The organism is Fictibacillus sp. WQ 8-8 (assembly GCF_024494405.1).
Lineage (GTDB): Bacteria > Bacillota > Bacilli > Bacillales > Fictibacillaceae > Fictibacillus_C > Fictibacillus_C marinisediminis.
Map to the genome: position 1 here is coordinate 429,612 of NZ_JAMXKG010000003.1, position 24,950 is coordinate 454,561.

24 protein-coding genes and 1 other annotated feature are annotated in these 24,950 nt (G+C 42.7%); of the genes, 19 read left to right on the forward strand and 5 right to left on the reverse strand.

The genetic code is table 11. From position 1 onward, the window contains the following. The first annotated feature begins 105 nt into the window (after positions 1–105). The 9 genes from argC (at position 106) to M1K46_RS07595 (ending at position 10,252) form a co-directional block, all read left to right on the forward strand. Positions 106–1,143 (forward strand): N-acetyl-gamma-glutamyl-phosphate reductase, encoded by a 1,038-nt coding sequence (argC, locus tag M1K46_RS07555; RefSeq protein WP_062231357.1) that lies wholly within the window; start codon positions 106–108, stop codon positions 1,141–1,143. Positions 1,144–1,159: 16 nt separating this feature from the next. Then, positions 1,160–2,389, forward strand: a complete 1,230-nt coding sequence (gene argJ / locus M1K46_RS07560) for a bifunctional ornithine acetyltransferase/N-acetylglutamate synthase (protein ID WP_309144581.1) — start codon at positions 1,160–1,162, stop codon at positions 2,387–2,389. A gap of 12 nt (positions 2,390–2,401) precedes the next feature. Then, positions 2,402–3,151: an acetylglutamate kinase gene (gene argB / locus M1K46_RS07565; protein ID WP_256225575.1), complete on the forward strand. Its 750-nt coding sequence runs from the start codon at positions 2,402–2,404 to the stop codon at positions 3,149–3,151. Then, positions 3,148–4,302 (forward strand): acetylornithine transaminase, encoded by a 1,155-nt coding sequence (locus M1K46_RS07570; protein ID WP_256225577.1) that lies wholly within the window; start codon positions 3,148–3,150, stop codon positions 4,300–4,302. The genes argB and M1K46_RS07570 overlap by 4 nt, the downstream gene beginning before the upstream one ends. A gap of 70 nt (positions 4,303–4,372) precedes the next feature. Beyond that, positions 4,373–5,452, forward strand: coding sequence for a carbamoyl phosphate synthase small subunit (locus tag M1K46_RS07575; protein ID WP_256225578.1), 1,080 nt, complete (start codon positions 4,373–4,375; stop codon positions 5,450–5,452). Further along, positions 5,445–8,588, forward strand: a complete 3,144-nt coding sequence (locus M1K46_RS07580; protein WP_256225579.1) for a carbamoyl phosphate synthase large subunit — start codon at positions 5,445–5,447, stop codon at positions 8,586–8,588. The genes M1K46_RS07575 and M1K46_RS07580 overlap by 8 nt, the downstream gene beginning before the upstream one ends. Positions 8,589–8,593: 5 nt before the next feature. Next, positions 8,594–9,529 carry an ornithine carbamoyltransferase gene (gene argF, locus M1K46_RS07585; protein ID WP_375162189.1) on the forward strand — a complete coding sequence of 312 codons (936 nt, stop codon included), beginning with the start codon at positions 8,594–8,596 and terminating at the stop codon, positions 9,527–9,529. A gap of 55 nt (positions 9,530–9,584) precedes the next feature. After that, the gene (locus M1K46_RS07590) at positions 9,585–9,986 is read left to right on the forward strand and encodes a hypothetical protein (protein WP_256225581.1); all 402 of its coding nucleotides are present in this window, start codon (positions 9,585–9,587) and stop codon (positions 9,984–9,986) included. An 86-nt stretch (positions 9,987–10,072) separates the two neighbouring features. Beyond that, the gene (locus M1K46_RS07595; RefSeq protein WP_062231369.1) at positions 10,073–10,252 is read left to right on the forward strand and encodes a YjzC family protein; all 180 of its coding nucleotides are present in this window, start codon (positions 10,073–10,075) and stop codon (positions 10,250–10,252) included. A gap of 132 nt (positions 10,253–10,384) precedes the next feature. On the opposite strand, the gene M1K46_RS07600 is transcribed toward M1K46_RS07595, so the two are convergent. Together M1K46_RS07600 and M1K46_RS07605 are read right to left on the reverse strand one after the other, a co-directional pair. Beyond that, positions 10,385–11,557, reverse strand: coding sequence for a M20 family metallopeptidase (locus tag M1K46_RS07600; protein WP_256225583.1), 1,173 nt, complete (start codon positions 11,555–11,557; stop codon positions 10,385–10,387). A gap of 70 nt (positions 11,558–11,627) precedes the next feature. Continuing rightward, the gene (locus M1K46_RS07605; RefSeq protein WP_053354773.1) at positions 11,628–11,810 is read right to left on the reverse strand and encodes a YjzD family protein; all 183 of its coding nucleotides are present in this window, start codon (positions 11,808–11,810) and stop codon (positions 11,628–11,630) included. Between the two features lie 170 nt (positions 11,811–11,980). On the opposite strand from M1K46_RS07605, the gene M1K46_RS07610 reads away from it, so the two are divergent. The 4 genes from M1K46_RS07610 (at position 11,981) to M1K46_RS07625 (ending at position 15,096) form a co-directional block, all read left to right on the forward strand. Beyond that, the gene (locus tag M1K46_RS07610; protein WP_062231372.1) at positions 11,981–12,721 is read left to right on the forward strand and encodes a hypothetical protein; all 741 of its coding nucleotides are present in this window, start codon (positions 11,981–11,983) and stop codon (positions 12,719–12,721) included. Positions 12,722–12,820: 99 nt separating this feature from the next. Further along, positions 12,821–13,723, forward strand: a complete 903-nt coding sequence (locus tag M1K46_RS07615) for an NAD-dependent epimerase/dehydratase family protein (protein ID WP_256225584.1) — start codon at positions 12,821–12,823, stop codon at positions 13,721–13,723. A 216-nt stretch (positions 13,724–13,939) separates the two neighbouring features. After that, positions 13,940–14,926 (forward strand): BMP family ABC transporter substrate-binding protein, encoded by a 987-nt coding sequence (locus tag M1K46_RS07620; RefSeq protein ID WP_248252361.1) that lies wholly within the window; start codon positions 13,940–13,942, stop codon positions 14,924–14,926. Next, entirely contained in the window at positions 14,923–15,096 is a 174-nt protein-coding gene (locus tag M1K46_RS07625) for a ComZ family protein (protein ID WP_256225586.1), read from the forward strand. The genes M1K46_RS07620 and M1K46_RS07625 overlap by 4 nt, the downstream gene beginning before the upstream one ends. 37 nt (positions 15,097–15,133) lie before the next feature. On the opposite strand, the gene M1K46_RS07630 is transcribed toward M1K46_RS07625, so the two are convergent. After that, positions 15,134–15,421, reverse strand: a complete 288-nt coding sequence (locus M1K46_RS07630; protein WP_256225587.1) for a YppG family protein — start codon at positions 15,419–15,421, stop codon at positions 15,134–15,136. 195 nt (positions 15,422–15,616) lie between these two features. Here M1K46_RS07630 and M1K46_RS07635 point away from each other — a divergent pair, with 195 nt between their 5' ends. The 3 genes from M1K46_RS07635 to M1K46_RS07645 all read left to right on the forward strand — a co-directional run bounded on the left by M1K46_RS07635 (position 15,617) and on the right by M1K46_RS07645 (position 18,793). Further along, complete coding sequence (locus M1K46_RS07635; protein WP_053354767.1) at positions 15,617–16,549, forward strand: beta-ketoacyl-ACP synthase III; 933 nt, start codon at positions 15,617–15,619, stop codon at positions 16,547–16,549. Between the two features lie 36 nt (positions 16,550–16,585). Continuing rightward, positions 16,586–17,824, forward strand: coding sequence for a beta-ketoacyl-ACP synthase II (gene fabF, locus M1K46_RS07640; protein WP_062231382.1), 1,239 nt, complete (start codon positions 16,586–16,588; stop codon positions 17,822–17,824). Between the two features lie 222 nt (positions 17,825–18,046). Continuing rightward, positions 18,047–18,793 (forward strand): YjbA family protein, encoded by a 747-nt coding sequence (locus tag M1K46_RS07645; RefSeq protein ID WP_053354765.1) that lies wholly within the window; start codon positions 18,047–18,049, stop codon positions 18,791–18,793. Between the two features lie 225 nt (positions 18,794–19,018). Here M1K46_RS07645 and trpS read toward each other — a convergent pair whose 3' ends face one another. Together trpS and M1K46_RS07655 are read right to left on the reverse strand one after the other, a co-directional pair. After that, positions 19,019–20,008, reverse strand: a complete 990-nt coding sequence (trpS, locus tag M1K46_RS07650; RefSeq protein WP_053358293.1) for a tryptophan--tRNA ligase — start codon at positions 20,006–20,008, stop codon at positions 19,019–19,021. 57 nt (positions 20,009–20,065) lie between these two features. After that, positions 20,066–20,296: a binding site (T-box leader), on the reverse strand. 27 nt (positions 20,297–20,323) lie between these two features. After that, positions 20,324–20,692: a DUF3899 domain-containing protein gene (locus M1K46_RS07655; protein WP_256225589.1), complete on the reverse strand. Its 369-nt coding sequence runs from the start codon at positions 20,690–20,692 to the stop codon at positions 20,324–20,326. Between the two features lie 418 nt (positions 20,693–21,110). Between M1K46_RS07655 and M1K46_RS07660 the strand changes: the two genes are divergently transcribed. The 3 genes from M1K46_RS07660 (at position 21,111) to opp3C (ending at position 24,944) form a co-directional block, all read left to right on the forward strand. Continuing rightward, entirely contained in the window at positions 21,111–22,799 is a 1,689-nt protein-coding gene (locus M1K46_RS07660; RefSeq protein ID WP_256225590.1) for a peptide ABC transporter substrate-binding protein, read from the forward strand. A 196-nt stretch (positions 22,800–22,995) separates the two neighbouring features. Further along, on the forward strand, positions 22,996–23,925 hold the full coding sequence (opp3b, locus tag M1K46_RS07665) for an oligopeptide ABC transporter permease (protein WP_053354762.1): 930 nt from the start codon (positions 22,996–22,998) through the stop codon (positions 23,923–23,925). Between the two features lie 5 nt (positions 23,926–23,930). Further along, entirely contained in the window at positions 23,931–24,944 is a 1,014-nt protein-coding gene (opp3C, locus tag M1K46_RS07670; protein WP_062232514.1) for an oligopeptide ABC transporter permease, read from the forward strand. Positions 24,945–24,950 lie beyond the last annotated feature (6 nt).

Genomic DNA, 24,950 nt, shown 5'->3' on the forward strand with positions numbered 1-24,950 from the left:
TTGTGCAATCAACTCAGAAAAAATAAAAATTTATAAATATACAGTTGAATTTATCTTTATACATACATATAATGAAACATACATTAAAAAAACGAGGTGGAAGTTTTGAATGTCGGTATTGTAGGAGCAACAGGCTTCGGGGGTCTTGAACTTGTGCGGCTGCTGCTGCAGCATCCCGGTGTAAAAAAGCTTACGTTGTATTCATCAAGTAAAAAAGGAGAATCGATTGAAACAATCTATCCCCATTTGAACGGCATCAAGGAGGGAAAGCTGGAAGACATTGATCCGTACAAAATTCCTGAACAGGTTGACTTTCTGTTTTCATCAGCACCTACGGGGGTCTCTGCAAGTTTGCTGCCTCCGATTCTTGAGCGGGGGATGAAGGTGATTGACCTTGCAGGCGACTTCCGCTTAAAGAAAAGTGAGGAATATAAGCAGTGGTACAAAAAAGAACCGCCCGATGCCAGGTGGGTTGATCTAGCGGTTTATGGACTATCAGAGTGGAACACAGATCTAATAAGAAACGCTCAGATGATCGCCAACCCCGGGTGCTACCCGACGGCAGCTTTGCTCGGCCTTTTGCCGCTGATCAAAAAGAGTTTAATAGAAGTCAGTACAATTATTATTGATGCAAAGTCTGGTGTATCAGGAGCTGGGGCGGTTCCTTCTGTTTCGGCACATTTTCCGTTTGCTAACGATAATCTGCAAATCTATAAGGTAAACCAGCATCAGCATATTCCAGAAATTGAACAAATGCTCCATCACTATTGTGAAACGAACAAGCCCATTACGTTCAGTTCACATTTGGTTCCTATGACGCGTGGAATCATGAATACGATGTATGCGAAAGTGAAGGAGGGGGTCAGTTCGAAGGAGATTGAGGAAACCTATATCGAGTATGCAGAACAGCATGATTTTATCAGGCTTTCTCCATCACAAGGATTTCCTTCCACCAGGCAGGTGTACGGAAGCAATTTTTGTGACATCGGCTGGTCCTTTGATCACCGGACACAGCGCATAACAGCTGTATCGGTCATCGATAACCTGATGAAAGGTGCAGCAGGCCAGGCTGTACATAATTTTAATCTAATGAATGGATTTCCGGAAGCAGCCGGATTGCCGGCAAGTCCAGTTTTTCCATAAAGAAAGGAGAGCCGATGTGGCTTCTATCGTTTCATCTCATCTAAAAAAAGTTACAGGATCAAATATTACATTGCCAAAAGGATTTTCAGCTGCGGGTATGAACTGCGGAATTAAATACAAGAAAAAAGATCTAGGTATTATTTTGAGCGAGAAACCAGCTTCAGCTGCGGCAGTATATACAACAAATAAGATCAAGGCAGCTCCCCTGGAGGTCACGAAGGAAAGCATTGAAACTGAAGGATTGCTGCAGGCTGTGATTGTTAATTCTGGGAATGCCAACGCCTTTACGGGAGAACAGGGCAGATTGGATGCCTATGCCATGCGCAATGAAGTGAGTGAACGATTTGGACTGCAACAGAATCATGTTGGGGTAGCCTCCACAGGCATTATCGGCGAGACAATGCCGATCGATACAATATTAAAAGGAATTCAGCAATTGAATCCCGCATCCAAACTGAATCAAGCGCTGGAGTTCAGCCAATCGATTTTAACGACCGATACGAAGACAAAAAACGCTTGTTACTCTTTTACTGTAGGCGAATCAGAGGTGGTGCTGGCGGGTACAGCGAAAGGATCTGGAATGATTCATCCGAATATGGCGACGATGCTTTCCTTTTTAACAACGGATGCTAACATATCTCCCGAAAACCTTCATCACGCACTGAAAAAAGTGACAGATCAAAGCTTCAACTGTATTACTGTTGATGGTGAAACATCGACGAATGACATGGTTCTCATACTTGCCAATGGATATGCAGATCATGAGGAACTCACTCCTGATCACCCTGACTGGGGAACATTCCTTCAAGCATTGACACTAACGTGCACCGAACTTGCGAAAGCCATCGCAAGAGATGGAGAGGGAGCAACGAAATTGATCGAGGTGACGGTGGAAGGGGCGGCAAGCAGTGAGGAAGCTAGAGCGGCAGCAAAGTCCATCGTTGGTTCACCGCTAGTGAAAACGGCCATCTTCGGTTGTGATCCCAACTGGGGAAGGATCGTAGCTGTCCTTGGATATGCAGGCATCGAAATGAGTCCAGAAGCGATTGATCTTTATATAGGAGATTTTCCTGTACTGGTGCAGAGTGAAATCGAACGCTTTAACAATGAAGAGATCTCTGGCTACTTAACAGGGAGCGAAATTTCCATAACAGTCAACCTCCATACAGGAAACGGAATAGGAAAAGCTTGGGGCTGCGACCTAACCTATGATTACGTACAAATCAATTCCAGCTATACGACGTGAGGAGGAGACAGGATGGATCAATTGGTAATCATTAAGTGCGGGGGGAGCGTTCTGAAAACGCTGGAGCCTTCATTTTTTCAGAGGTTAAAAGATATGCAGGAAGAAGGAAAACAAATCATACTTGTTCATGGAGGCGGACCGGATATTACCAAATTTATGAATGTCCTGTCCATACCAAATGAATTTATCAACGGTGTGAGGCGAACCTCCGGCCGAGCGGCAGAAACAGCCGAAATGGTACTTGCAGGCCGGCTGAATCCCTGGTTTGTGTATCAGCTGAACCAGCTGGGGCTCAAAGCTATCGGAATAAATGGCAATGATGGTGCGCTATTGGAATGTGACTATCTGAAAAAAGAACAATGGGGCCATGTGGGCAAGATTTTAAAGGTGAACAGCGGAACGCTGACGCAGCTGATCAAAGCTGGTTTTATCCCTGTCATCGCATCAGTATCAAGGAATCTTACTGGAGAAATCTTGAACTTAAATGCAGATACAGTCGCCTTTGAAGTTGCCTCTGCGATGGAGGCGGAATCTCTGATTTTTGTGACAGACGTCAACGGAATTATGGCAGAAGGCAAGACTGTTCAAAAAGCGTCCATCGCTTCAATACATGAGCTGATTAATAACGGGGTCATAACAGGAGGGATGATTCCAAAAGTACAGGCGGCTATAGGATGTCTGCAATCCAAAATTAAAGAGATTCAGATCGTAGGAAAAGAAATGAAAGGGACGATGATCATAAAAGAGGAGGTATACAGTTGAGTGCACTATTTTCAAACTACGGCCGATGGGACCTGCAGATTGAAAGTGGAAGCGGGAGTACGTTGACCGATCAGGCGGGCAAGTCTTATCTTGATTTTACGAGCGGTATCGGTGTTTGCAATTTAGGCCATGTTCATCCAGAGGTCACAGCTGCGGTTGAAAAACAATTGAAAAAAGTCTGGCATACATCTAACCTGTTCCAATCTGATCTTCAGGAAGAAACTGCAGAACTGCTGGTTAAGCCTACTCATCTAAATAAAGTGTTTTTCTGCAACAGCGGAGCGGAAGCGAATGAAGCTGCTATTAAACTGGCAAGAAAATTTACTGGGAAAACAAAAATCATAACGTTTGAGCAGTCCTTTCATGGAAGAACCTATGGAGCAATGGCAGCAACAGGGCAGGATAAGATTAAAAAAGGATTCGGGCCGATGCTGGCGGACTTTCAAACGGTTCCTTTTAATGACTTTGATTCATTGATCAAATACGCTGATTCACAGACAGCTGCGGTAATGCTCGAAGTGGTTCAAGGAGAAGGCGGTGTCATACCGGGAAATGAATCCTTCTTGCAAAGGGTTCAGCAGCATTGCAAGGATCATGACATACTTTTGATCATTGATGAAGTGCAGACTGGGATTGGACGGACTGGGAAAGCTTTTGCTTTTCAGCATTATGGATTAAAACCTGATATCGTTACGTCCGCAAAAGGACTAGGCAACGGTTTTCCAGTAGGTGCTGTACTGGGGACTGAGGAAGTAAGCACAGCGTTTGGACCAGGCAGCCACGGAACGACTTTCGGGGGGAATCCGCTTGCCATGGCAGCAGCGAGTGCCGTACTAAAAGAAGTGTTCTCTGACGTATTTCTGGATGAAGTGATGAAAAAAAGCGCTTTTTTAATTGAAGAATTACAGAAAGAACTATCTCCTTGTAAGGAAGTATTAGAAGTCAGAGGGCTGGGGTTGATGGCAGGTATTGAATTCAGTCATAAAGCCGCGCCACTCATTCAGGAACTTCAAAACGATGGGGTGCTGGCACTGCCGGCAGGAGAGTGTGTTTTGCGTCTTCTCCCGCCTCTAAACATGAGTTATGAAGAACTGGCGGAAGGCGTCAAAAAAATATCTAAAGCTGTTAAAAAGAAAAGCATCCTAGTATAACTTTTTTTTTTTTACAAGGAAATGCATAAAAACCCAAATATATAAATTAATATACAAAGGAGAAGGAATGATGAAAGGATACTTGCAGCTTTCTAATGGAGAAAGTTTTAAAGGGATTTGGCACGGGAAGCCGCAATGCTCGAGCGGTGAAGTGGTGTTTTTTACCGGAATGACCGGATATCAGGAGGTACTGAGCGATCCTTCTTATCACGGACAGATTGTTGTTTTTGCTTATCCTCTCATCGGAAATTATGGGATCAATAAAGAAGACTTTGAATCTATCGTTCCTCAGCCAGCCGGAGTGGTGACATGCTCTGCAGATGAAGAAGGCCATCACTATCAGAGCCAGGAGTCATTTTCAGCTTTGCTGAAGAAGCATAATATACCGCATTTGAGCGGAGCAGACACCCGGTCTCTAATAAAATTGATCCGTTCCGAGGGAGACATGAAAGGGTTATTAACCAGCAGTGAACAAACTTTGCAGGATTTCAAAGAACAAAAAGGGATGCAGGGAAGGCTGGTAAAAGAAGTAGCCGTGACAAAATCTGAGGTGTACGGCAAAGGAAAAACACATATCGTAATGATTGATTTCGGATATAAGAAATCCATTTTGGATGCCTTAATCTCGTCCGGATGCAAAGTGACCATCGTCCCTTATGATACACAAGAAGAAGTTCTCCATAAACTAAAACCGGATGGCCTTCTCTTTTCAAATGGACCGGGCAATCCAAAAGAACTGGCACCCTATATGCCAGTGTACAGAAGGCTAGCCGAGCTCTACCCTTCATTTGGTATTTGTCTCGGTCATCAGCTTTTGGCACTGGCTTTCGGCGGAAATACTAAAAAATTAAAATTTGGCCATCGGGGAGCGAATCATCCCATCATTAATGTGAGAACGAATAAAGTGGCGATGAGCTCGCAAAATCATGGCTATGTTGTGGAGGAAAACAGTTTAATTCATACCGGGTTTCAAGTGCTCTATAAAAATATCAATGATGGAAGTGTAGAAGGGATGTTTCATGAAACACATCCGGTCATGACGGCCCAGTTTCATCCTGAGGCCAATCCAGGACCGGAAGATCATGCTCATTTGTTCAGCAGTTTTATTGAACTAATCAAAGAAAAGAGGAGCGAAAAGATTTATGCCTAAGCAGCAAGAGATTCATAGTGTCCTGGTGATTGGTTCGGGGCCTATCGTCATCGGGCAGGCAGCTGAATTTGATTATGCAGGAACACAAGCCTGTGCAGCGCTGAAAGAAGAAGGAATACATGTTGTTCTCGTCAATAATAATCCGGCTACCATCATGACGGATGAAACGTATGCCGATAAAGTATATTTTGAACCTCTGAATGCCCAGTCCTTGGCAAGCATTATCTCAAAGGAAAAACCTGACGGACTTTTGGCTTCAGTCGGCGGTCAAACCGGGTTGAACTTGGCAATGGAGCTTCAGGAAAAAGGGATTCTAGAGGAACACAATGTAAAACTGCTTGGGACAAATTTGGAGTCCATTAAAAAAGCAGAAGACCGCGAGCTTTTCCGTGCATTGATGCATGAGCTTGATGAACCTGTACCCGACAGTGAAATTGTAACAACAGCTGAAGAAGCTGCTGCGTTTGCAGGAAAAATAGGGTTTCCGGTCATTATTCGTCCAGCATACACGCTGGGAGGCTTCGGGGGCGGTACTGCGCATACAGAGCACGAACTGAATGTCATCGTTAAAAAAGGTCTATCAGCAAGTCCGATCGGCCAATGTCTGATCGAGAAAAGCATTGCCGGATTTAAGGAAATTGAATATGAGGTGGTACGCGACTGCAATGATACGTGTATCACGATATGCAATATGGAAAATATTGATCCGGTAGGCATACATACCGGCGATTCGATGGTTGTCGCACCAAGCCAAACAATGACAGACCAGGAATACCACATGCTGCGTTCGTCAGCCATAAAAATCATCAGGGCACTTGGTATTATCGGCGGCTGCAATATCCAGTTCGCTCTTGATCCAGAAAGCAAAGCCTATTATCTGATTGAGGTGAACCCTCGTTTAAGCCGATCATCTGCCCTGGCTTCAAAAGCAACAGGATATCCAATCGCAAAAATAGCAGCCAAGTTAAGCATTGGTTATCAGCTTCATGAGCTGAAAAATCCAGTTACTGGTTCAACGTTTGCCAGCTTTGAACCTGCTTTGGACTATATTACGGTTAAAATGCCGCGCTGGCCGTTTGACAAATTTCCGGAAGCAGAAAGAAAACTCGGAACGCAAATGAAGGCCACCGGAGAAGTGATGGCCATCGAGAGGAACCTGGAAGCGGCATTGCAAAAAGCTGTACGCTCGTTGGAACTGGAGACGGAAAGTATTTTTTTGCAGGAGCTTAAGACATGGGGGAGCGGGAAGCTGAAAAATCTTTTATTAGAAGCGGACGACCGCCGGTTCTTTGCGATCACCGAATTGCTCAGCAGGGGAACTTCGGTTGAAGAGATTCATGAATGGACGAAAATCAATTCATTTTTTCTTGCTTCATTTAAAAAACTGGCAGACCTCGATCAGCAGATAAAGAGCAGTTCAATGAAAGACCTGGAAGTAAACCAGCTTTCTGAATGGAAAGCTGCGGGATTCTCTGACCAGACGATCGCAGCGGCCTGGAACGTGACTGAAAATGAAGTAAGACAAAAAAGGATTCAATCAGGAATCGTTCCTTCATATAAAATGGTCGACACATGTGCGGCAGAATTTACTGCTGATACGGCTTATTATTACTCAAGCTGGAAAGGGAAAAGCGACAAACTTCCGGGAAAGAAAGAAAAAATTGCAATCATCGGATCTGGACCGATACGGATCGGCCAAGGGGTAGAGTTTGATTATTGCTGTGTTCATGGCGTGCTTGCTTTGCAGAAGGAAGGCTATGAGACCATTCTGATCAATAATAATCCGGAGACTGTAAGTACTGATTTTGAAGTGGCGGATACGCTTTATTTTGAACCTCTTTCATTTGAGGACATTATGAACGTACTGGAGTTTGAAGGAGCCGAAAAAGCGATCCTTCAGTTTGGGGGACAGACAGCTATTAATGTAGCAAATCAGCTGGAAGAAGCGGGTATCCAAGTCCTTGGTTCAAATGCGGATCTGATCGATGAAATGGAGAACAGGGATCGGTTTTATCACTTTCTGAAAAAATGCGGCATCCCTCATGTGCCAGGGGAAACAGCGTATGATCAGCAAGAAGTGCTGACATCCGCACAGAAGATCGGCTACCCGGTCTTGCTTCGCCCTTCCTACGTAATCGGTGGGAAAGGAATGATGATTGTTCACTGTGATGAGGAACTGAAGAATTATATGAACACACAGGCCATCGAGTTTCCCGTCCTAGTCGACCGTTATATTGCCGGAAAAGAGGCGGAAGTGGATGTCTTGACGGACGGAGAAAAGGTATTTATTCCTGGGATTTTCGAACATATCGAGCCAGCTGGCATCCATTCTGGAGACAGCACAGCTATCACACCTCCAGTCAGCCTGCAAAAAAGCACGATAGAACATATCGTCACATACACCCAAATTATAGCATGTTCTATGCCATTCAAAGGAATATTCAATATCCAGTTCGTCATCGATGGAAACCAGGTATATGTCCTTGAGATCAACCCTCGCGCATCGAGGACTGCACCAATATTTAATAAAATATCAGGTGTGAACATTATACAGGCATCAGTACAAGTCATGATTGGTAAAACATTGCCTGAAATCGGAATAGAAGCCGGACTAAATGAAAGCGATTATTTTGCTGTAAAAGCACCGGTATTCTCCAATGTTAAGCTTCCAGGACTCTCGCCAAAAACCGCACCAATCATGCGTTCAACCGGAGAGGTGCTGGGAATTGGAGATTCTGTAGGGGAAGCCGTACAAAAAATCTTTACAGGATGCAATCCAGCTGCGCGAACAGGAGATGCTTCGATGCCAGCCAGCCTTTTTGCAGACATGGAGGAAGAACTGCTTTCTATAGAAGAAACTCAACTTCTTCAAAATTGGAAAGAGAAAGGCATGGAGGTGTTCTTTCCTTCACAGCTGTCTTTTTCAGAGTGGAACCAATCGAGGCAGACGGGCATTTATTTTTCAACGGGCAGTGATGAACAATCGCATGAAAGATTAATGGAAGCCAGCCTGGCGGGCAATTATATCTTTACACAATGGGAAACATGCGCGTTCTATCAGCATGGGCTAAATCTCCCAATCGAGAATTTTGTTCATATAAAAGAAAAACAAGAAAGAAAGGGAGTTAAACTATGAATCCGATGGCATCCATTGCGGAAACGTCACTCAAAGGCAAGGACCTGTTAACCCTGGCGGACTGGAAGGCGGATGAAATACAACAAATCCTTCACTATGCCCTTCAGCTGAAAAAAGAAAACCAGCTAAAACACCTGCTGGCAGGAAAAACCCTAGGAATGATCTTTGAAAAATCATCGACCAGAACCAGAGTCTCGTTTGAAGTCGGCATGCTTCAGTTGGGTGGGCATGCTCTGCACCTAAGTTCCCGTGACATTCAAATGGGAAGAGGAGAATCGATCGCCGACACCGCTAAAGTGCTGTCAAGGTATCTTGATGGAATTATGATCAGAACATTTAACCATGAGATTGTTGAAGAACTTGCTCTGCATGCAGATATTCCTGTAATCAACGGATTGACCGATGATTATCATCCATGCCAAGTACTTGCTGATCTCATGACCATTCTTGAATATAAATCCGCTTTTGCAGGAAAAAAATTAACGTATATTGGGGACGGAAACAACATGGCCCATTCCTTAATGATCGGCTCGGCTAAAGTGGGACTGGACTGTACCATTGTGACTCCGAAGAATTATAAGCCGAAAGCGGAGATTGTAAGTAAAGCGCAGGAAATTGCAAAAGAATCGGGTTCGAAGATTCTTGTGACCAATGATTTAAAAGAAGGCATACAACATGCCGATATCGTGTATACCGATGTATGGGCAAGCATGGGCTGGGAAGACGAAACCAATGAGCGTCACGAAGCCTTCAAAGATTATCAAGTAAACAGCGAATCTTTAGCAGGCGCAAATCCGGATTATATTTTCATGCATTGCCTGCCTGCACACCGAGGGGAAGAAGTGACAGGTGAAATAATAGATGGGCCCCATTCCGTTGTCTTTGAGGAAGCAGAAAACCGTCTGCATGTTCAAAAAGCACTGCTTGCATCTGTCATGTAAAGGGATGAACACATTGGGGCTGGGTGAATAACATGTGTTAGTAAGGAGGTGCCCCATGTTTAATAACCAGAATCCTTATTATGCTCAACAGCAAGGTTTCCAGCCGCAAGGCTACCAGCAACCGCAGCCGGGCTATCAGCAGCAAGGCTTCCCGCCCAATCCTCAAATGGCCAAAAAGATGCAGAAGCTGTGCCGGAAGAACATTCAGCGATTTGTTTCGGTAACCATGCTCGATGGCAATGTATACGATGGATTTATTGAATTCATGGACGGACAGAATATTTATTTTGCTTCTCCCATTATTGATGAGGGGCAGGACAGTGAAAGAGAGAACAACGAAACCGAATACGATTATCCATATTACGGGTTTTCACAGCCTGTAAGAAGCTATGAAATTGAACGGTTTATCATCCCGGTATCCAACCTGGCGAACGTCATGCCTGTTCCTTATTACTAATTTCCGAGCCAGCCAGTATTGGTTGGTTTTTTTGTGTGTTTTTGGGAATAGTAAACAACGAAAATGTAAAAAGGAGTGTGGAAACATTGGGTCAGAATCATCAATTTAAACATGGGCAAAAGGCTCCAAACAATGGCATCTATGTAGAAATCGGCGAAACCGGAAGCATGGTCAACGATCCGCAAGAGGTCCAGCTTAGTACGGGGGATCCATTTCCGAAAAATTCAAATCATAACCGTGTTTGGACCTATAAAAGAAAGCCTTGATTCTGCTGAAAATATAGATTGGCGCGTAAATTGCCGGCATCGGCGAGTAAAATGCTGAGAATGGCGCGTAAATCAACCAGATTAGCGCGTAATGTTAACGAATTGGCGCGTAAAAGAAAAAAGGACCTGGGATCAGGTCCTTTTTTCGCGGTTTTTGAATTCTTCTTTGACAGTCTTTAGAAGCTGTGGATTCGTCAGGAGGTCATAGCCGGTTAGTGCAAGTGATTTTGCACCGATGAGCATTCCATCATAGCCCTTTTCTGAATTGGCTGCAGTGCAAAATTCTCTCGTATGGAGATTATGAAAGGCATCCGTAATCTTAATATACGGGTGGATCGCTGGTATAACCTGGCTCACATTACCTAAATCGAGTGATCCATGGTCATTCCCTGTTTCAATTTCTTCGAGCGGAATGCCGAGTGAAACGAGATTTTTTGTAAACGCATCTGACATGGATTCATTCGTAAACAGGTTGGCGTAGCCGAGTTCATAATGTGAGGCTTCCCATTCACAGCCCGAACTCATAGCTGCTCCTGCAGCACAGTCTTTTACTCTTCTCACCAGGTCTGGCAATTGTTCAACAGTGGACGCACGCACATAGAATTTAGCTTGTGTTCGATCCGGAATTACATTGGGTACGGTACCGCCCTGCGTGATTACTCCATGGATGCGGACATCTGGGGTGACCTGCTGTCGGAGAGCATTCACATTGTTAAACAATGAAATGACAGCATCCAGAGCATTGATTCCTTCATGAGGTGAAGCAGCAGCATGCGCGGATTTGCCCTTAAAGTCAAATTGCAGAGCTTCCATCGCCATACTCGATCCGCTTCGTTCAAAGGCTTTGTATGGATGGCACATGAGAGCAGCATCTGCACGGTCAAAGTATCCTTTATCGGTAAGGTGAACCTTGGCTCCTCCAGTTTCTTCTGCAGGCGTTCCATATACAAGTACTTTTCCTCCGGTCTCGGCGAGCACTCGGCTAAGTGCAATTCCGGCAGCCGTACTCATCGTACCAATCAAATTATGGCCGCAAGCGTGGTCAATTTCCGGAAGTGCATCATATTCTGCAAGAAAGCTGATGGAAGGTCCGGATTGCCCGCTGTCATAAACAGCAATAAATGCCGTTTCCATTCCCTCGATATTCTGTTCAACCTCAAAGCCAAATGATCTTAATGTGCCGATGAGTTTATTGGATGACTGATATTCATTATAGCCAAGCTCGGGATGCTCCCAAATATAGCGGGCAACTTCTTTAAATAAGTCAAAATTGTCATCCAGGAAAGCGGTAATGGATTCTTTCATTCGATAACCTCCAGATACGTCCTTATTATGAAAAAAAGCCCTTCACGGATGTGATGGGCTGCTATTTTGGTTATTCTGCAGTTTCTGCTTCATTTGGAAGTACAGCACCGATGATCATGATAAATACGGCAAAGATCACGCCAAATGTTGTAGCTTTTGCGAAGTCGTATGCTCCGCCCTGCATGGAAGCCAGTACATAAAATGCCATGTTGCTTAAAAGTAATGACCAGATTAACGTCCAGAAATAGCGCATTTAGTTCACCTCAGCTTTATATAAACGAATTCTTCTCCTGATATAGTAACAAAAAATCAATGTTTTGTCTTTAAATGTTTTAGGAAATCAGCCAGGAATAGGCATATCCCTTCTCCATTTCACAGAACGGACATAGAATAAGTAAGAAAACTTTGGATGAGGGGAGAAAAGTGAGTATCGAAGAGAGATCATTCAGCTTAGATGGACAATGGAATACAATACATCTTCCTGAACAGCCAAACGGTTTTGCTGTCATGGTATTTGGAGACTGCAATCATTTTGTTGATAATCATACAAGTTTATGGAAACAGAACACTGACCGGTTCATGCTCATCCGTACTCTGATGGAAATGGGATACACCGTTTTTTACTCTCATCTATACGGACGCAACTGGGGGAACCCAGAGGCTGTAAATCTTGCGAGAAGAGTTTACCGATATGTTCTGAAATATGAAATTCTAAATCCGAAGATTCATATCCTGGCAGAAGGAATGGGTGCTCTAACCGCACTCGATTTTATCAATGATATGGAAGGATACATCCGGTCTGCCATTTTTATCAACCCCTGCCTGGATCTTAAGGGGCATTTTCAGCAGGAAAAGCAAAACAAATTATTTTTAAAGCGAATCCGCAAAGAAATCAGCCAGGCTTACGGAATAAAAAACGAACAGATCGATGGATTTCTAGACAAAGAAATTTCTCGGTTCAACCTGAAAAGCAATGTACCGATTAAAATTTTTCATGATGCGGCAGGTTCGGTTTATCCTTTCAAAGTGCATAGCCGGCCCTTTGAATCCTCTTGCCTTGAAAAAGGTTTCTCTGTTTCGCTGACCATACAGATGCCGGGTAAAAGTGCAGAACGGTATACTTCCATCCCTTATTTTTACAGCCGCTTTGAGACCATCCTGTGACTTTATTGTTGCAGGTTTTTTTATGTGCTTTTCTTAAGATGCATACTCCTTAAGTTGAAAAATACGATATAGAGAAGGCTAAAGAACGGAGGATTGTTCATGAAACGAGCACTCGTTACAGGAGCAGCAGGTTTTATTGGCTCCCACTTATGTACCAAACTTTTAGAGGATGATGTGGAGGTCATAGGAATCGATGGCTCCCAATCAACCGAAAAATTAGATTATATTGGAAGAAACGCAAACTTTGAACTCATTAATCAACGAATCGAACAGGCGGACCTGATGAAGATTATGCAAAAGGTCGATGTGGTTTTCCATCTTGCCTGTGGGATTCAGCCAAATGAACAATGGAGTGATATTGAAGATAGAGTAAAGGACCATATTCATTGTATGCGGCTGTTAGCTGAAACAATAGACAGCCGAAAAACGAAATTCATCTTTTCCTCTTCTTATGATGTGTATGGAAAAAAAACAGGTGAAGTTACAGAGAACTCTGCAGCGAATCCGGAGACATTGTACGGATTGATTAAACTCACAGAAGAGAATTATATTCGGATGGCTGCTGCAAAAAAGCATTTTTCATACGTCATTCTAAGATTCCCAACAGTATATGGCCCTTGGCAGCCTGAGGGGATGACTTTTCAGCAGATCATCAGCGCAGACGAAGGAGAACGTGATGTTATGACGGTAAAAAAAGATTCTGTCACAGAGGATGCGATCTACGTTGAAGATGCCGTCAGAGCCTTATGTATGGCTGCAGAAAACGAAAGCAGAAATGCGATATATAATATAGTCAGCGGAACAAGCGGAGAATGGCGCAAAGGATTAAAACTCCTATCTATTAAAGAAGATGAAATTCCAAAAGAAAAGCGAAACATGGTGGTTGTAGGAGAAAAGGCAGCTAAAGAACTTGGATTCCGCTCAGATGTTAAAATCGAAGAAGGTTTGAAAAAGCAGATTCAGCATAGCAAGGAAAGGCTCAAAAATAGGTTTAAGGCATAAAAAGGGAAAATATGTTTTCCCTTTTTTTATTGTCCAGCTTCAGCGCCTAGGTCCTCGAGGTCGCTTCACTCTTACACCTCAACACAAAAAGCGTGTTGCTGTGTAAGAGCTCCAGCGCTTGTCGGACCTTATCAGGGCGCTTGCGCTTTTCCCATTATTCTTTATACTATTAAAGGGGATATCCGGCAAGCGAGGAAATGGGAGTGAACATCCAAAATGCAGATTAAAACATTGCTCCTGGCAGCTTGTATACTGTTAGGTCTCACAGGATGCCAGGAAAAATCTTCACAGAACCTTCAAAACACCGGGCTCCTGATTCAGGATACAATCAATGATCAGGGCTGGGGTGACAAGGGGTATAAAGGGCTTTTAAAGATTCAGGATACATATGGGAATGAAGTTTTTTATAAAGAAAAAATAGAAACAAAAAGCCAGGTGCTTAAAGCAGTAAAAGAGTTTCAGAAGAAAAAGGTTAACCTCGTTTTTGGCCATGGTAAGATTTATGCTGATATCTTTGATCAGATCAGCAGTGATTTTCCCAAGATGCACTTTGTGAGCTTTAATGGAAAAGTACATGGCAAAAATGTAACGAGCATTCATTTTAATTCATATGGAATGGGTTTTTTCGCTGGAATGGCAGCAGCCAAAATGAGCCGCACCAACCATCTTGGAGTAATTGCCGCCCAGGATTGGCAGCCTGAAATAGATGGCTTTATAGAAGGTGCTCGTTACCAAAAGCCCAAAATTAAAGTGGATAAGAATGTGGTACACAGCTGGAGCGATGAACAGAAGGCCATCAGCGCATTCCGTAAGATGGAAGCTTCCGGGGCAGATGTCTTCTATCCTGCAGGTGACGGATTTACCATCCCTGTTATTGAAGAAGTGAAAAAGAAAGCACTCTACGCGGTAGGCTATGTATCTGACCAATCGGATCTCGGCCGCGCTACAGTACTGACTAGTACGGTGCAAAATGTTGAATATGTGTATGGATTTGTCGCTGACAAGTTTAATGAAGGCGATCTGAAATCCGGGAATCTGCAATATGGATTTAAGGAGAAAGCCATTTCTCTGGGCAGGTTCAGCCCGCAAGTGCCTGCTTCTTTTGAAAAGAAGATAAAGCAAGAAATTGACGAATACAAAAAATCCGGAAAGCTCCCCAACGGAAAAGTAATGAAAGAACATGTATTGGAGGAAGAACAATGAATCAAGAACTCAATATGAAATTCATGCAAATTGCCATGAAGCATCTGCCAGAAGGAAAAGAGTTTTTGGAAAAAAAAGGAATGGAATTATCCATGGAGGATATCCAGCCTATGTTGAATCTTCTGCTTAAAGTAATGAACGATGCTTATGAGCTCGGAAAACAGGATTAAGAAAACGGAAAAAGGAGCCAACTCTGTGTTGGCTCTTTTATTTTTTCCTAAAGGCATTAAAGAGTGGTGAGACCTGCTGTGCTACTTTAACGGTCTGATCAATAACAGCCATCAGCTTGTTATAATCAAACGCCCCATCGTTCGTCCGGAATGCACTTAATAAGGGATTGGGTCGCTGAAAGGGCTGGCGGTAAGCCATAGGTATAAAGGGCGGCTCACTTGGAAGCTGTTCTCTTGTTTGCCGCGGTGGAGGAAATGGGCTTCTTGCATGCATCAGCGGCCTTGGATGCCTTGGTGAAGGAGGCCCATAGCGAGGCGAATTCAAATGTACCACTCCTTATTTTCAGACTGATTACATCTCTCTCTAGGATATGCCCTGATTTGAAGTTGGTATCTTGTACCGGAAATCTCGGTACTGGACAAAAAACAAAAAATATCTTACATTAGTACCAGGTCTTAAAAATTGATACTAAGTTAGCTGGCGAACAAAATATAAAAAATAAACCAAAGGGGTAATGACATGAATGCTGGAATACTGGGTTTAGGTGCTTATGTCCCTGAGAAAGTGTTAACAAATTTCGATTTGGAAAAAATGGTAGATACAAGTGATGAATGGATTCGTACTCGAACAGGAATTGAAGAACGCAGAATAGCATCTGACGATATCAATACATCACACATGTCTGAAAATGCTGCACGAGAGGCGCTTAAAAACGCTGATATGAATGCAGAGGACATTGATCTGATTGTTGTGGCTACCGTCACTCCTGACAGGCCTTTTCCTTCCGTTGCTTGTATGATCCAGGATAGGCTGGGAGCGGTTAATGCTGTTGCTATGGATATAAGTGCAGCCTGCTCTGGGTTCATGTATGGAATGGTGATCGCTAAACAATTCATTGAATCGGGAACCTACAAAAATGTTTTGGTAGTCGGAGCTGAAAAATTGTCCAGAATTACAGACTGGAATGACAGAAATACAGCAGTGCTGTTTGGTGACGGAGCAGGTGCTGCTGTAATGTCGACAGTTTCTGAAGGCAGAGGGATCCTTTCCTTTGAACTGGGTTCAGACGGCAGAGGAGCGAAACACCTTTATCAGGACAAATATCTTTATATGAACGGCCGGGAAGTGTTTAAATTTGCTGTCCGCCAAATGGGTGAATCATCCATGAACGTTGTTGAAAAAGCTGGATTGACTAAGGATGATGTAGATTACCTTATTCCGCATCAAGCCAACATCCGGATCATGGAAGCAGCTCGGCAGCGGCTTGATCTACCGAAAGAAAAAATGGCAGTAACCGTAAATAAATATGGAAATACTTCATCAGCTTCTATTCCTATGGCTATTTCTGATGCCTTAAAAAATGGTAAAATAAAAGATGATGATCTGCTAGTACTCGTTGGATTTGGAGGCGGCCTTACATGGGGTGCAGTTGCACTTCGGTGGGGAAGATAATAGCTAACTATTCTTCAAAGGAGAGTTGAATTAAAAATGAAAAGACGCGTAGTAATTACAGGAATGGGAGCCGTTTCTCCCCTTGGAAATAGTGTAGAAGAAACATGGAACCGAATCGTTGCAGGTGAATCTGGTGTTGGCCCGCTAACTCGCAGGGACCGGGATAAATTCCCGGTAAAAGTAGCTGCAGAAGCTACAGAATTTGATCCCCAGGAATTCATGGACCGCAAAGAAGCAAGAAAAATGGACCGCTTTACTCAATTTGCAGTAGCTGCCTCTAAAATGGCAGTGGAAGATGCAGAGCTTGACATTACAGATGAGATCGCACCGCGTGTAGGGGTGTGGATCGGTTCTGGAATCGGCGGAATGGATACGCATGAAGAACAATTCCGTGTTTTTGAGAAAAAAGGCTACAGAAGGGTCAGCCCTTTCTTTGTACCGATGATGATTCCGGATATGGCAGCAGGACAGGTTTCCATTATTCTTGGAGCAAAAGGTATGAACTCCTGTACGGTAACGGCTTGTGCATCAGGTGCAAACTCCATTGGTGACGCGTTTAAAGTGATTCAGCGCGGAGATGCGGATGCGATGATCTGCGGAGGAACTGAGGCACCGATCACAGATATGGCATTGGCTGGTTTTTGCCAAGCTGGAGCACTCTCCTACAATGAGGATCCTGCAACAGCCAGCCGTCCATTTGATGCGAACCGCAGCGGTTTCGTCATTGGTGAAGGTGCAGGTATTCTTGTCCTTGAAGATCTTGAGTTTGCCAAAAAACGCGGAGCGAAAATTTACGCAGAAATCGTAGGCTATGCAGGCACCGGTGATGCCCATCACATTACAGCCCCGGCTCCAGGAGGAGAAGGCGGAGTCAGAGCCATGACACAAGCTGTTGAAGACAGCGGTCTTGCATTAGAAGAAATTGATTACATCAATGCTCATGGAACAAGCACAGATTATAATGATAAGTTTGAAACGATGGCGATCAAAGAAGTATTTGGAGAGCATGCTTATAAAGTGGCTGTCAGTTCAACAAAATCAATGACAGGGCATCTTTTAGGCGCGGCAGGTGGAATTGAAGCGATTTTCTCAGTAAAATCCATTCAAAACAGTATCATTCCCCCTACCATTAACTATGAAACAGCGGATCCGGAGTGTGATCTGGATTACGTGCCGAATGAAGCAAGAAAAGCAGAAGTTAACGCTGTGCTCAGCAACTCTTTAGGCTTCGGCGGCCATAACGCAACACTTATCTTTAAAAAATACAGTGAGTAGTACAAAATCTTGGTTGATTTTTTCAACCAAGATTTTTGTTTGTGTACAAAATGATGGTTGATTTTTTCAACCAAGATATTTGTTTGTAATACAAAACCCTGGTTGATTCTATTAACCAGGGTTTTGTGTTCCTTTCGGGATTTTTCTTCCCATGCCATAGAATAAATTGGACAACCTCTGACTATACTGTTTTTAACAAAACGGTTAAGCGAGGGGTTGCAGATGTTATATTTACGAGATGTTTGGGTGAATTGGTTCGAAGGTGAAGAAAATGGCTATAACGTTTGTGAGTTCCATGAGTGGAGAAAGGATGACTTTATTGAATTGCTCGATCAAGTTCCAATCGTGAAAATGGATTCTTCACTCTTTCATTATATTGAAAATGAACTTAGCGATCTTCCAGATTCCCTTTTAGAGGAAGTACACCAAAAAGCATACGTAAGAAAAAACAACCAGAGAGTGCAGCTTGATCATTGTTTTATCATAACGGATGAGAAGAAAACGATGGTGATTGACACGATGGGCTATCGTATCCCGATACGAAAGAGCAGACTGATTCCGAGACAGGAACAGCTCGTCTATGAAATGGCGGAACAAATGGAGACCGCAACTTACACGTTCAAACCAGAAATCAAAGAAAAAGAGCATCATATCCTATCACCGGAACCGATTATCATGAGAGGGCTCACAAGAAAAGAAAGACAGTTAAAGCAGCTCTTGTTCATGGTGCTGGATCAGCTTCATACAACTAAAAATGTTGCGGAAGTGCGTTATTGGTATACGGAGTGGATGCCTGAGAATTACATGGCCATTCAGCGAATGGAATTTGAAGAAGCATGGGCAGCACTTTATTCTGAAATTAAAGACGGCTGGAGCGACCAGCATTATGCAATCTGTGAACGATTAGTAAAAGGGCAGCCTTACTTTGAAAAGATATGGGAACTTGAGAACGGGACACACGTAAACTGACCATGAAGCAATAAAGGAGACTCATTGTGTGAGTCTCCTTTATTATGATCTTCAGGATTGAAGCCAGGGGTGGGGTTATGTGAATACTCATTTCGAGTAACGCTCAATTAAATCAAGATCCGATTAAATCCCTAAATTAACAACTGCTTTTCCGCGAGATTCAAACTTCAATAAACACATAGAAACCCCCACTTAAAGTGGAGGTTTCTTCACGTGTTCCGGGTTTTACACTCGTTTTCTGGCCAAGCCCATTGCACGCTCTGCTTTATTCAGCATTTTGTTTGCTGCCCGGTTGGCTTTTTCTGCCCCTTGGTCAAGGATTTGATCAAGTTCATCAGATTCGATGAGGCTGAAATACCGGTCTTGAATCGGTTGTAAACGTTCAATGATCGCTTTAGCTGTGCCTTCTTTAAAATCTCCGTAACCTTTTCCTTCATATTTGGTCTCCAACTCGGAAATGGACTCTCCGGAACAAAGAGAGTAGATTGTCAAGAGATTTGAGATTCCTGGCTTATTCTCTTTATCAAACCTAACGATACCTTCTGAATCAGTTGTCGCACGCTTGATCTTTTTTGTGATGACCGCTTCATTATCTAAAATAGAGATGAAGGCATTCACGTTCGGGTCTGATTTGCTCATTTTTTTAACCGGATCAACGAGGGACATGATTCTCGCACCGACTTTGGGAATTCGAGGCTCAGGAATCGTAAAGATCTCACGGTACTTTTTATTAAAACGTTCTGCAAGATCTCTTGTAAGCTCAATGTGCTGTTTCTGATCATCCCCAACAGGAACTAGTTCAGTTCCATACAGCAGGATATCAGCAGCCATCAGCGGCGGGTATGTCAGCAACCCTGCAGAAACAGCATCTTTTCCTTTGGATTTGTCTTTAAATTGAGTCATACGTTCAAGTTCTCCAATATAAGCGATACACTGTAATATCCATCCCATCTTCGTATGAGCAGGAACCTCAGACTGAATGAATAGTGTAGACTTCTCCGGGTCAATTCCAACAGCCAGGTATAAGGCGGCAAGGCTGCGGCTGTTCTTTTTCAGCTGGACCGGGTCTTGCGGAACTGTAATTGCATGCTGGTTTACCACACAGAAGTAACAGTGGTTATCTTCCTGATAGTTTACAAAGTGCTGCAGTGCTCCTAAATAGTTGCCAAGTGTGATCGTACCGCTTGGCTGTATGCCTGAAAATATAGTTGCCATAAAATATCCTTCTCCTTTTACTTCAAAATCAATACAAAAAGGCCCATCCATCCCATTAAAAGGGACGAATGGACCGCGGTGCCACCCTTACTTATTCATAAAGAATCTCTCAAAGCCGTACTGTCATACGGTGACCATTCTATCGTGCGGACAAACACGCCTGTTCCTACTGTAAGTTCAGACAGGAGCTCAAAAGCCCATTCCATGCTTATTCACTGCCTGTTTACACCACACACAGGCTCTCTGAGAGCTTCAAAAACATGTACTTTTCTTTATCATCGCCAAGATCATTCAATTAAAATAAGTATAGTAAATTTAAGACAGAATTGCAACCAGGCTAGAGACCACAAACAGAAAAAGACCCGAAGAGAGGAGCGGAAAAACAAATTCTCCTGATACTCTTTCTGAAAGATAGAAGTTCGATTCGGTTTCATGGCTGCTTGCATACTCTGCAGACTTAGAGAAACTCTTCATAACTTTTTTCAGTGTCCTGGAAAACAGATCGAATAATCCTCCCCTGATGACAAAAAGGGTTAAGCCAATTAAAAGGAGGGCGAGGGAAACCATGAAAAGGCTGTTCACTAAATGAATGAGGTGGATCTTTTTTTCAGAGACAAGCTCTATAATGAGCGAAAGTATTATGGATCCCGCGGTTAATAACAATGAGGAAGTCAAGCGTGACATCAAATTTCTCCTATCTGAAAAATTCAAGTTTGTTTTATACATTTTAACATGAAAATTCACGAATGAAGTAATACTTTTTACCTAGTAAATCCCCCTGTCGATCTTCTTGAAGTGAGCTTTTTGATTCAAAACAGCGGGAGGGCGAAAAAAATATGGGGTAATAAAGGAGGATATATCACCAAACATTCTGGAAATTACTGTCTTAAAAACAGAAAGAAAACGACGGACAATAATAGGTCTTTATTCCTATTTTTTGTTAATAAAACGTAAATATTATGGGCTTTTTGTAAAAGTCGTAAAAAAAAGTATATGCATAATAGTTAGAAAACTTGTATAATACGGTTGTGGGCAAAATGTCTGATAATTCACGAAGCTTTGGTCCACTAATTAGGTAAACAGAAAAAGGGGAGGTCAATTCATGAAGAAGTCAAAATGGTCGTTACTTCTAACGATCGTGCTCGTATTGAGCGTCTTTCTTTCTGCGTGTAGCGGAAAGAGCGGTAAAGATGACAAAGCAAATGGCAATGCATCTGAAGGTAATGGTAGTTCATCTAAAGAAAAGGTGCTTAACCTGTTAGACTCATCAGAAATTCCGTACCTTGATAACATCATGGCGGATGACTCTGTATCTCTAAACGTTGCAAACAACGTTTACGAAGGTCTTTACACTTTAGATGACAAAGATCAGCCAGTCCTTTCTGGTGCTGCTGAAGAGCCGCAAGAAAAAGACGGCGGTAAAACATGGGTATTCAAACTTCGTGATGACGCTGTTTGGAGCAACGGTGAAAAAGTAACGGCAAATGATTATGTATTTGCTTGGAGAAAAGCTGTAGCGAAAGAAACAGCTACTCAATACTCTTTCATTTATCAAGTAGCAGGCATCCTGAATGCAGATAAAATACTTAACCCTGAAGACAAAATGTACAACAAAACGGATCAGCTTGGCGTTAAAGCAATTGACGATCACACGCTAGAAGTTAAATTCGCAGTTGACCCTGCATCAAAACCTTACACTAAAGCGGTTCTTTCATTCCCTACTTTCTATCCGCAAAATGAAGCTTTCGTTAAAAAACAAGGCAAAGAGTTTGCTCTTGAAGCAGACAAAGCGCTTTATAACGGCCCTTACACTCTTTCTAAATGGGAGCATGAAAAAGGCTGGCAGTTGAAAAAGAACCCTAAATATTGGGACAAGAACAACGTTAAAGTTGACACAATCAACGTAAACGTAGTTAAAGAAGAAGCAACTCGCATTAACCTGTTTGAAACTGGAAAAGCAGACCGTACTACCATTTCTGCTGAGTACGTGGATCAATACAAAGACAAGAAAGATATTTTCAGTACTGTTCCTGAATCAACATTATTCTTCTTGCGTATGAACCAAAAGAACAAAGCGTTGGCTAATGAAAACATCCGTCACGCACTAGATATGGGCTGGGACAAAAAACAGCTTACTGACGTTCTTTTAAACAACGGATCTGTTCCTGCTTACTTCCTAGTTCCTTCTAAGTTCGTTAACGGTCCAGATGGATCTGACTTCCGTGAGAAGTATGGTGACCTTAATAAAGGCGATGCTAAAAAGGCAAAAGAACTTTGGGAAAAAGGCTTGAAAGAGCTTGGAACAAAGAAAGTAGAGCTTACTCTACTTAACTATGACAGCGATACTGCACAAAAAGATGCGCAGTTCATCAAAAACCAACTTGAGAAAAACCTTCCTGGTCTATCTCTAAAAATTAAGCCACAACCATTTAAACAAAAACTTAAGCTTGAAGAGAAACTTGATTACGATATCTCCTATGCTGGTTGGGGACCTGACTATCCAGATCCAATGACATTCGTAGATATGTTCGTAACTGGAAGTCCTCATAACGAAATGAATTACTCAAACAAAAATTATGACGAACTAATCAAAAAAGCTTCATCTGAAACAGACCTTAAAAAGCGTTGGGCTATGATGCAAGACGCTGAGAAAATCTTGATTCAGGATGATGCTGCAATCAGCCCAATGTACCAACGTGGTCTTGCTTACATCACTAAGCCAAACCTTAAAAACGTAGTAAACCACTCATTTGGCGGAGATTTCAGCTATAAAAACTGGGATGTTAAGTAAAAAATAATATTAAATGGTTAAATAGCTATACGCGGAGAGTATATGTCAGTAAGCCATATACTCTCCTTTTAACTGCAAAATTCTCACTAGTTGAAATTTGTCGAACTTTCAAATAAAACTATTGTAGGATATTGTAATCTCAACTATTATAGATATATAGGTATATAGCTGGGGTTTATTATTAGGAGGTGCAATAGTGGTTCGTTTTGTACTCAAACGCATGGTTTACATGTTGATCACACTATTTATTATTTCTTCATTTACGTTTTTCTTAATGAAGCTGCTGCCAGGTTCTCCGTTTAACAACGAGGAAAAATTGACAGCAGAGCAAAAAGTTATCTTGAATGAAAAATACGGGCTGAATGATCCGATTCCTGTACAGTACTTTAACTATATGAGCAATCTCGTAAAAGGGGACGCGGGTGTTTCCTTCCAGTATGACAACCGGCCTGTATCCACTATGATTACAGAGAGAATTGGGCCTTCTGCTGTTCTGGGTGTTGAAGCAACTATTTTTGGAACGATTATCGGATTGATCCTAGGAATTGCCGCTGCATTAAAGCAAAATTCGGCGATTGATTACGTTTCTTCACTATTTGCTGTATTAGGGATATCCATTCCTTCATTTGTATTTGCCGGTGTTCTTCAATATTACGTGGGAGTTAAGCTAGATTGGCTGCCCGTAGCCCTTTGGGATGGTCCGAAATATCATGTTCTGCCAGCACTTTCGTTATCGGTTTTTGTAATAGCAACAGTTGCGAGGTTCATGAGAACGGAAATGCTAGAAGTGTTGGGACAAGATTATATTACAACTGCTAAATCCAAAGGTTTAAAAAATATTGTTGTTATTTGGAAACACACGATTAGAAATGCAATGATTCCGGTAGTAACTATTTTAGGGCCTCTTGCCATCAACCTGATCACAGGTACGCTGATCATCGAACGAATTTTTGCAGTGCCTGGCCTGGGATACCAATTCGTAGGTTCGATCACACTTAATGATTATCCGGTAATTATGGCAACTACCATTTTTTATAGTGTATGTTTCATTGTAGTCATTTTAATTGTTGACATTTTGTACGGAATTATTGACCCGAGAATCAGGGTTGCAGGAGGCAAGGAATAATGAGCATGCGTGAAAAACAACTTAACAATGATTTGTTCCAGCCTGCGGTGATCTCTGCGGAAGCTTCTGAAAAAATAACGAAAGAGAGCACTTCCTTTTGGCAGGATGCCAGAAGACGTTTGTTTGAAAACAAGGGAGCTGTTGCTGGGCTTATCATCATCGTAGCTATTCTCCTTTTTGCCTTTTTAGGTCCAGTTATGAGTCATAACGGCTTTGATGATCAAGACACAAGCAGAACCAATTTGCCGCCGCGTATTCCTTTACTTGAAAAGGTAAGCTTCCTTGGTGTTGATGGTGTGGACATCCGAGGCGTCGATCAGTATAAAATGAAAAACCAGACAAAAAATTACTACTGGTTTGGAACGGACGCTCTGGGCCGGGATCAGTTCGTAAGAATATGGAAAGGGACACAGATTTCTCTTTACATCGCATTCTTAGCTGCAGCCATTGACATGATTATTGGTGTAGCTTATGGAGCCATTTCAGGTTTCTTTGGCGGACGAACGGATAATATTATGCAGAGGATTATTGAGATCGTAGTCGGTATCCCCAACTTAATCGTCATTATCCTTTTCATTCTAATTCTTGATCCAGGTATTTTATCCATCACAATGGCATTGGTTATTACAGGCTGGACAACAATGGCCCGTATTGTACGTGGACAGATCTTAAAATTGAAAAACCAGGAATTTGTAATGGCATCAAAATCATTGGGGGCAACAAGTTCCCGTATTTTGACAAAGCACATGTTCCCGAATATTTTGGGTGCGATCATCATTACATCCATGTTTACTATTCCTAACGCTATTTTCTTTGAAGCATTCCTAAGCTTTATCGGACTTGGACTTGCTCCTCCAACAGCTTCTCTAGGGTCATTAGTAAACGAAGGATTTAAATCATTACAGATCTATCCTCACCTAGTAATGTACCCGGCTGTCATTATCTCGTTGATCATGATCAGCTTTAACCTATTGGGTGACGGATTACGTGATGCTCTGGATCCTAAGATGCGTAAATAGGGGGAG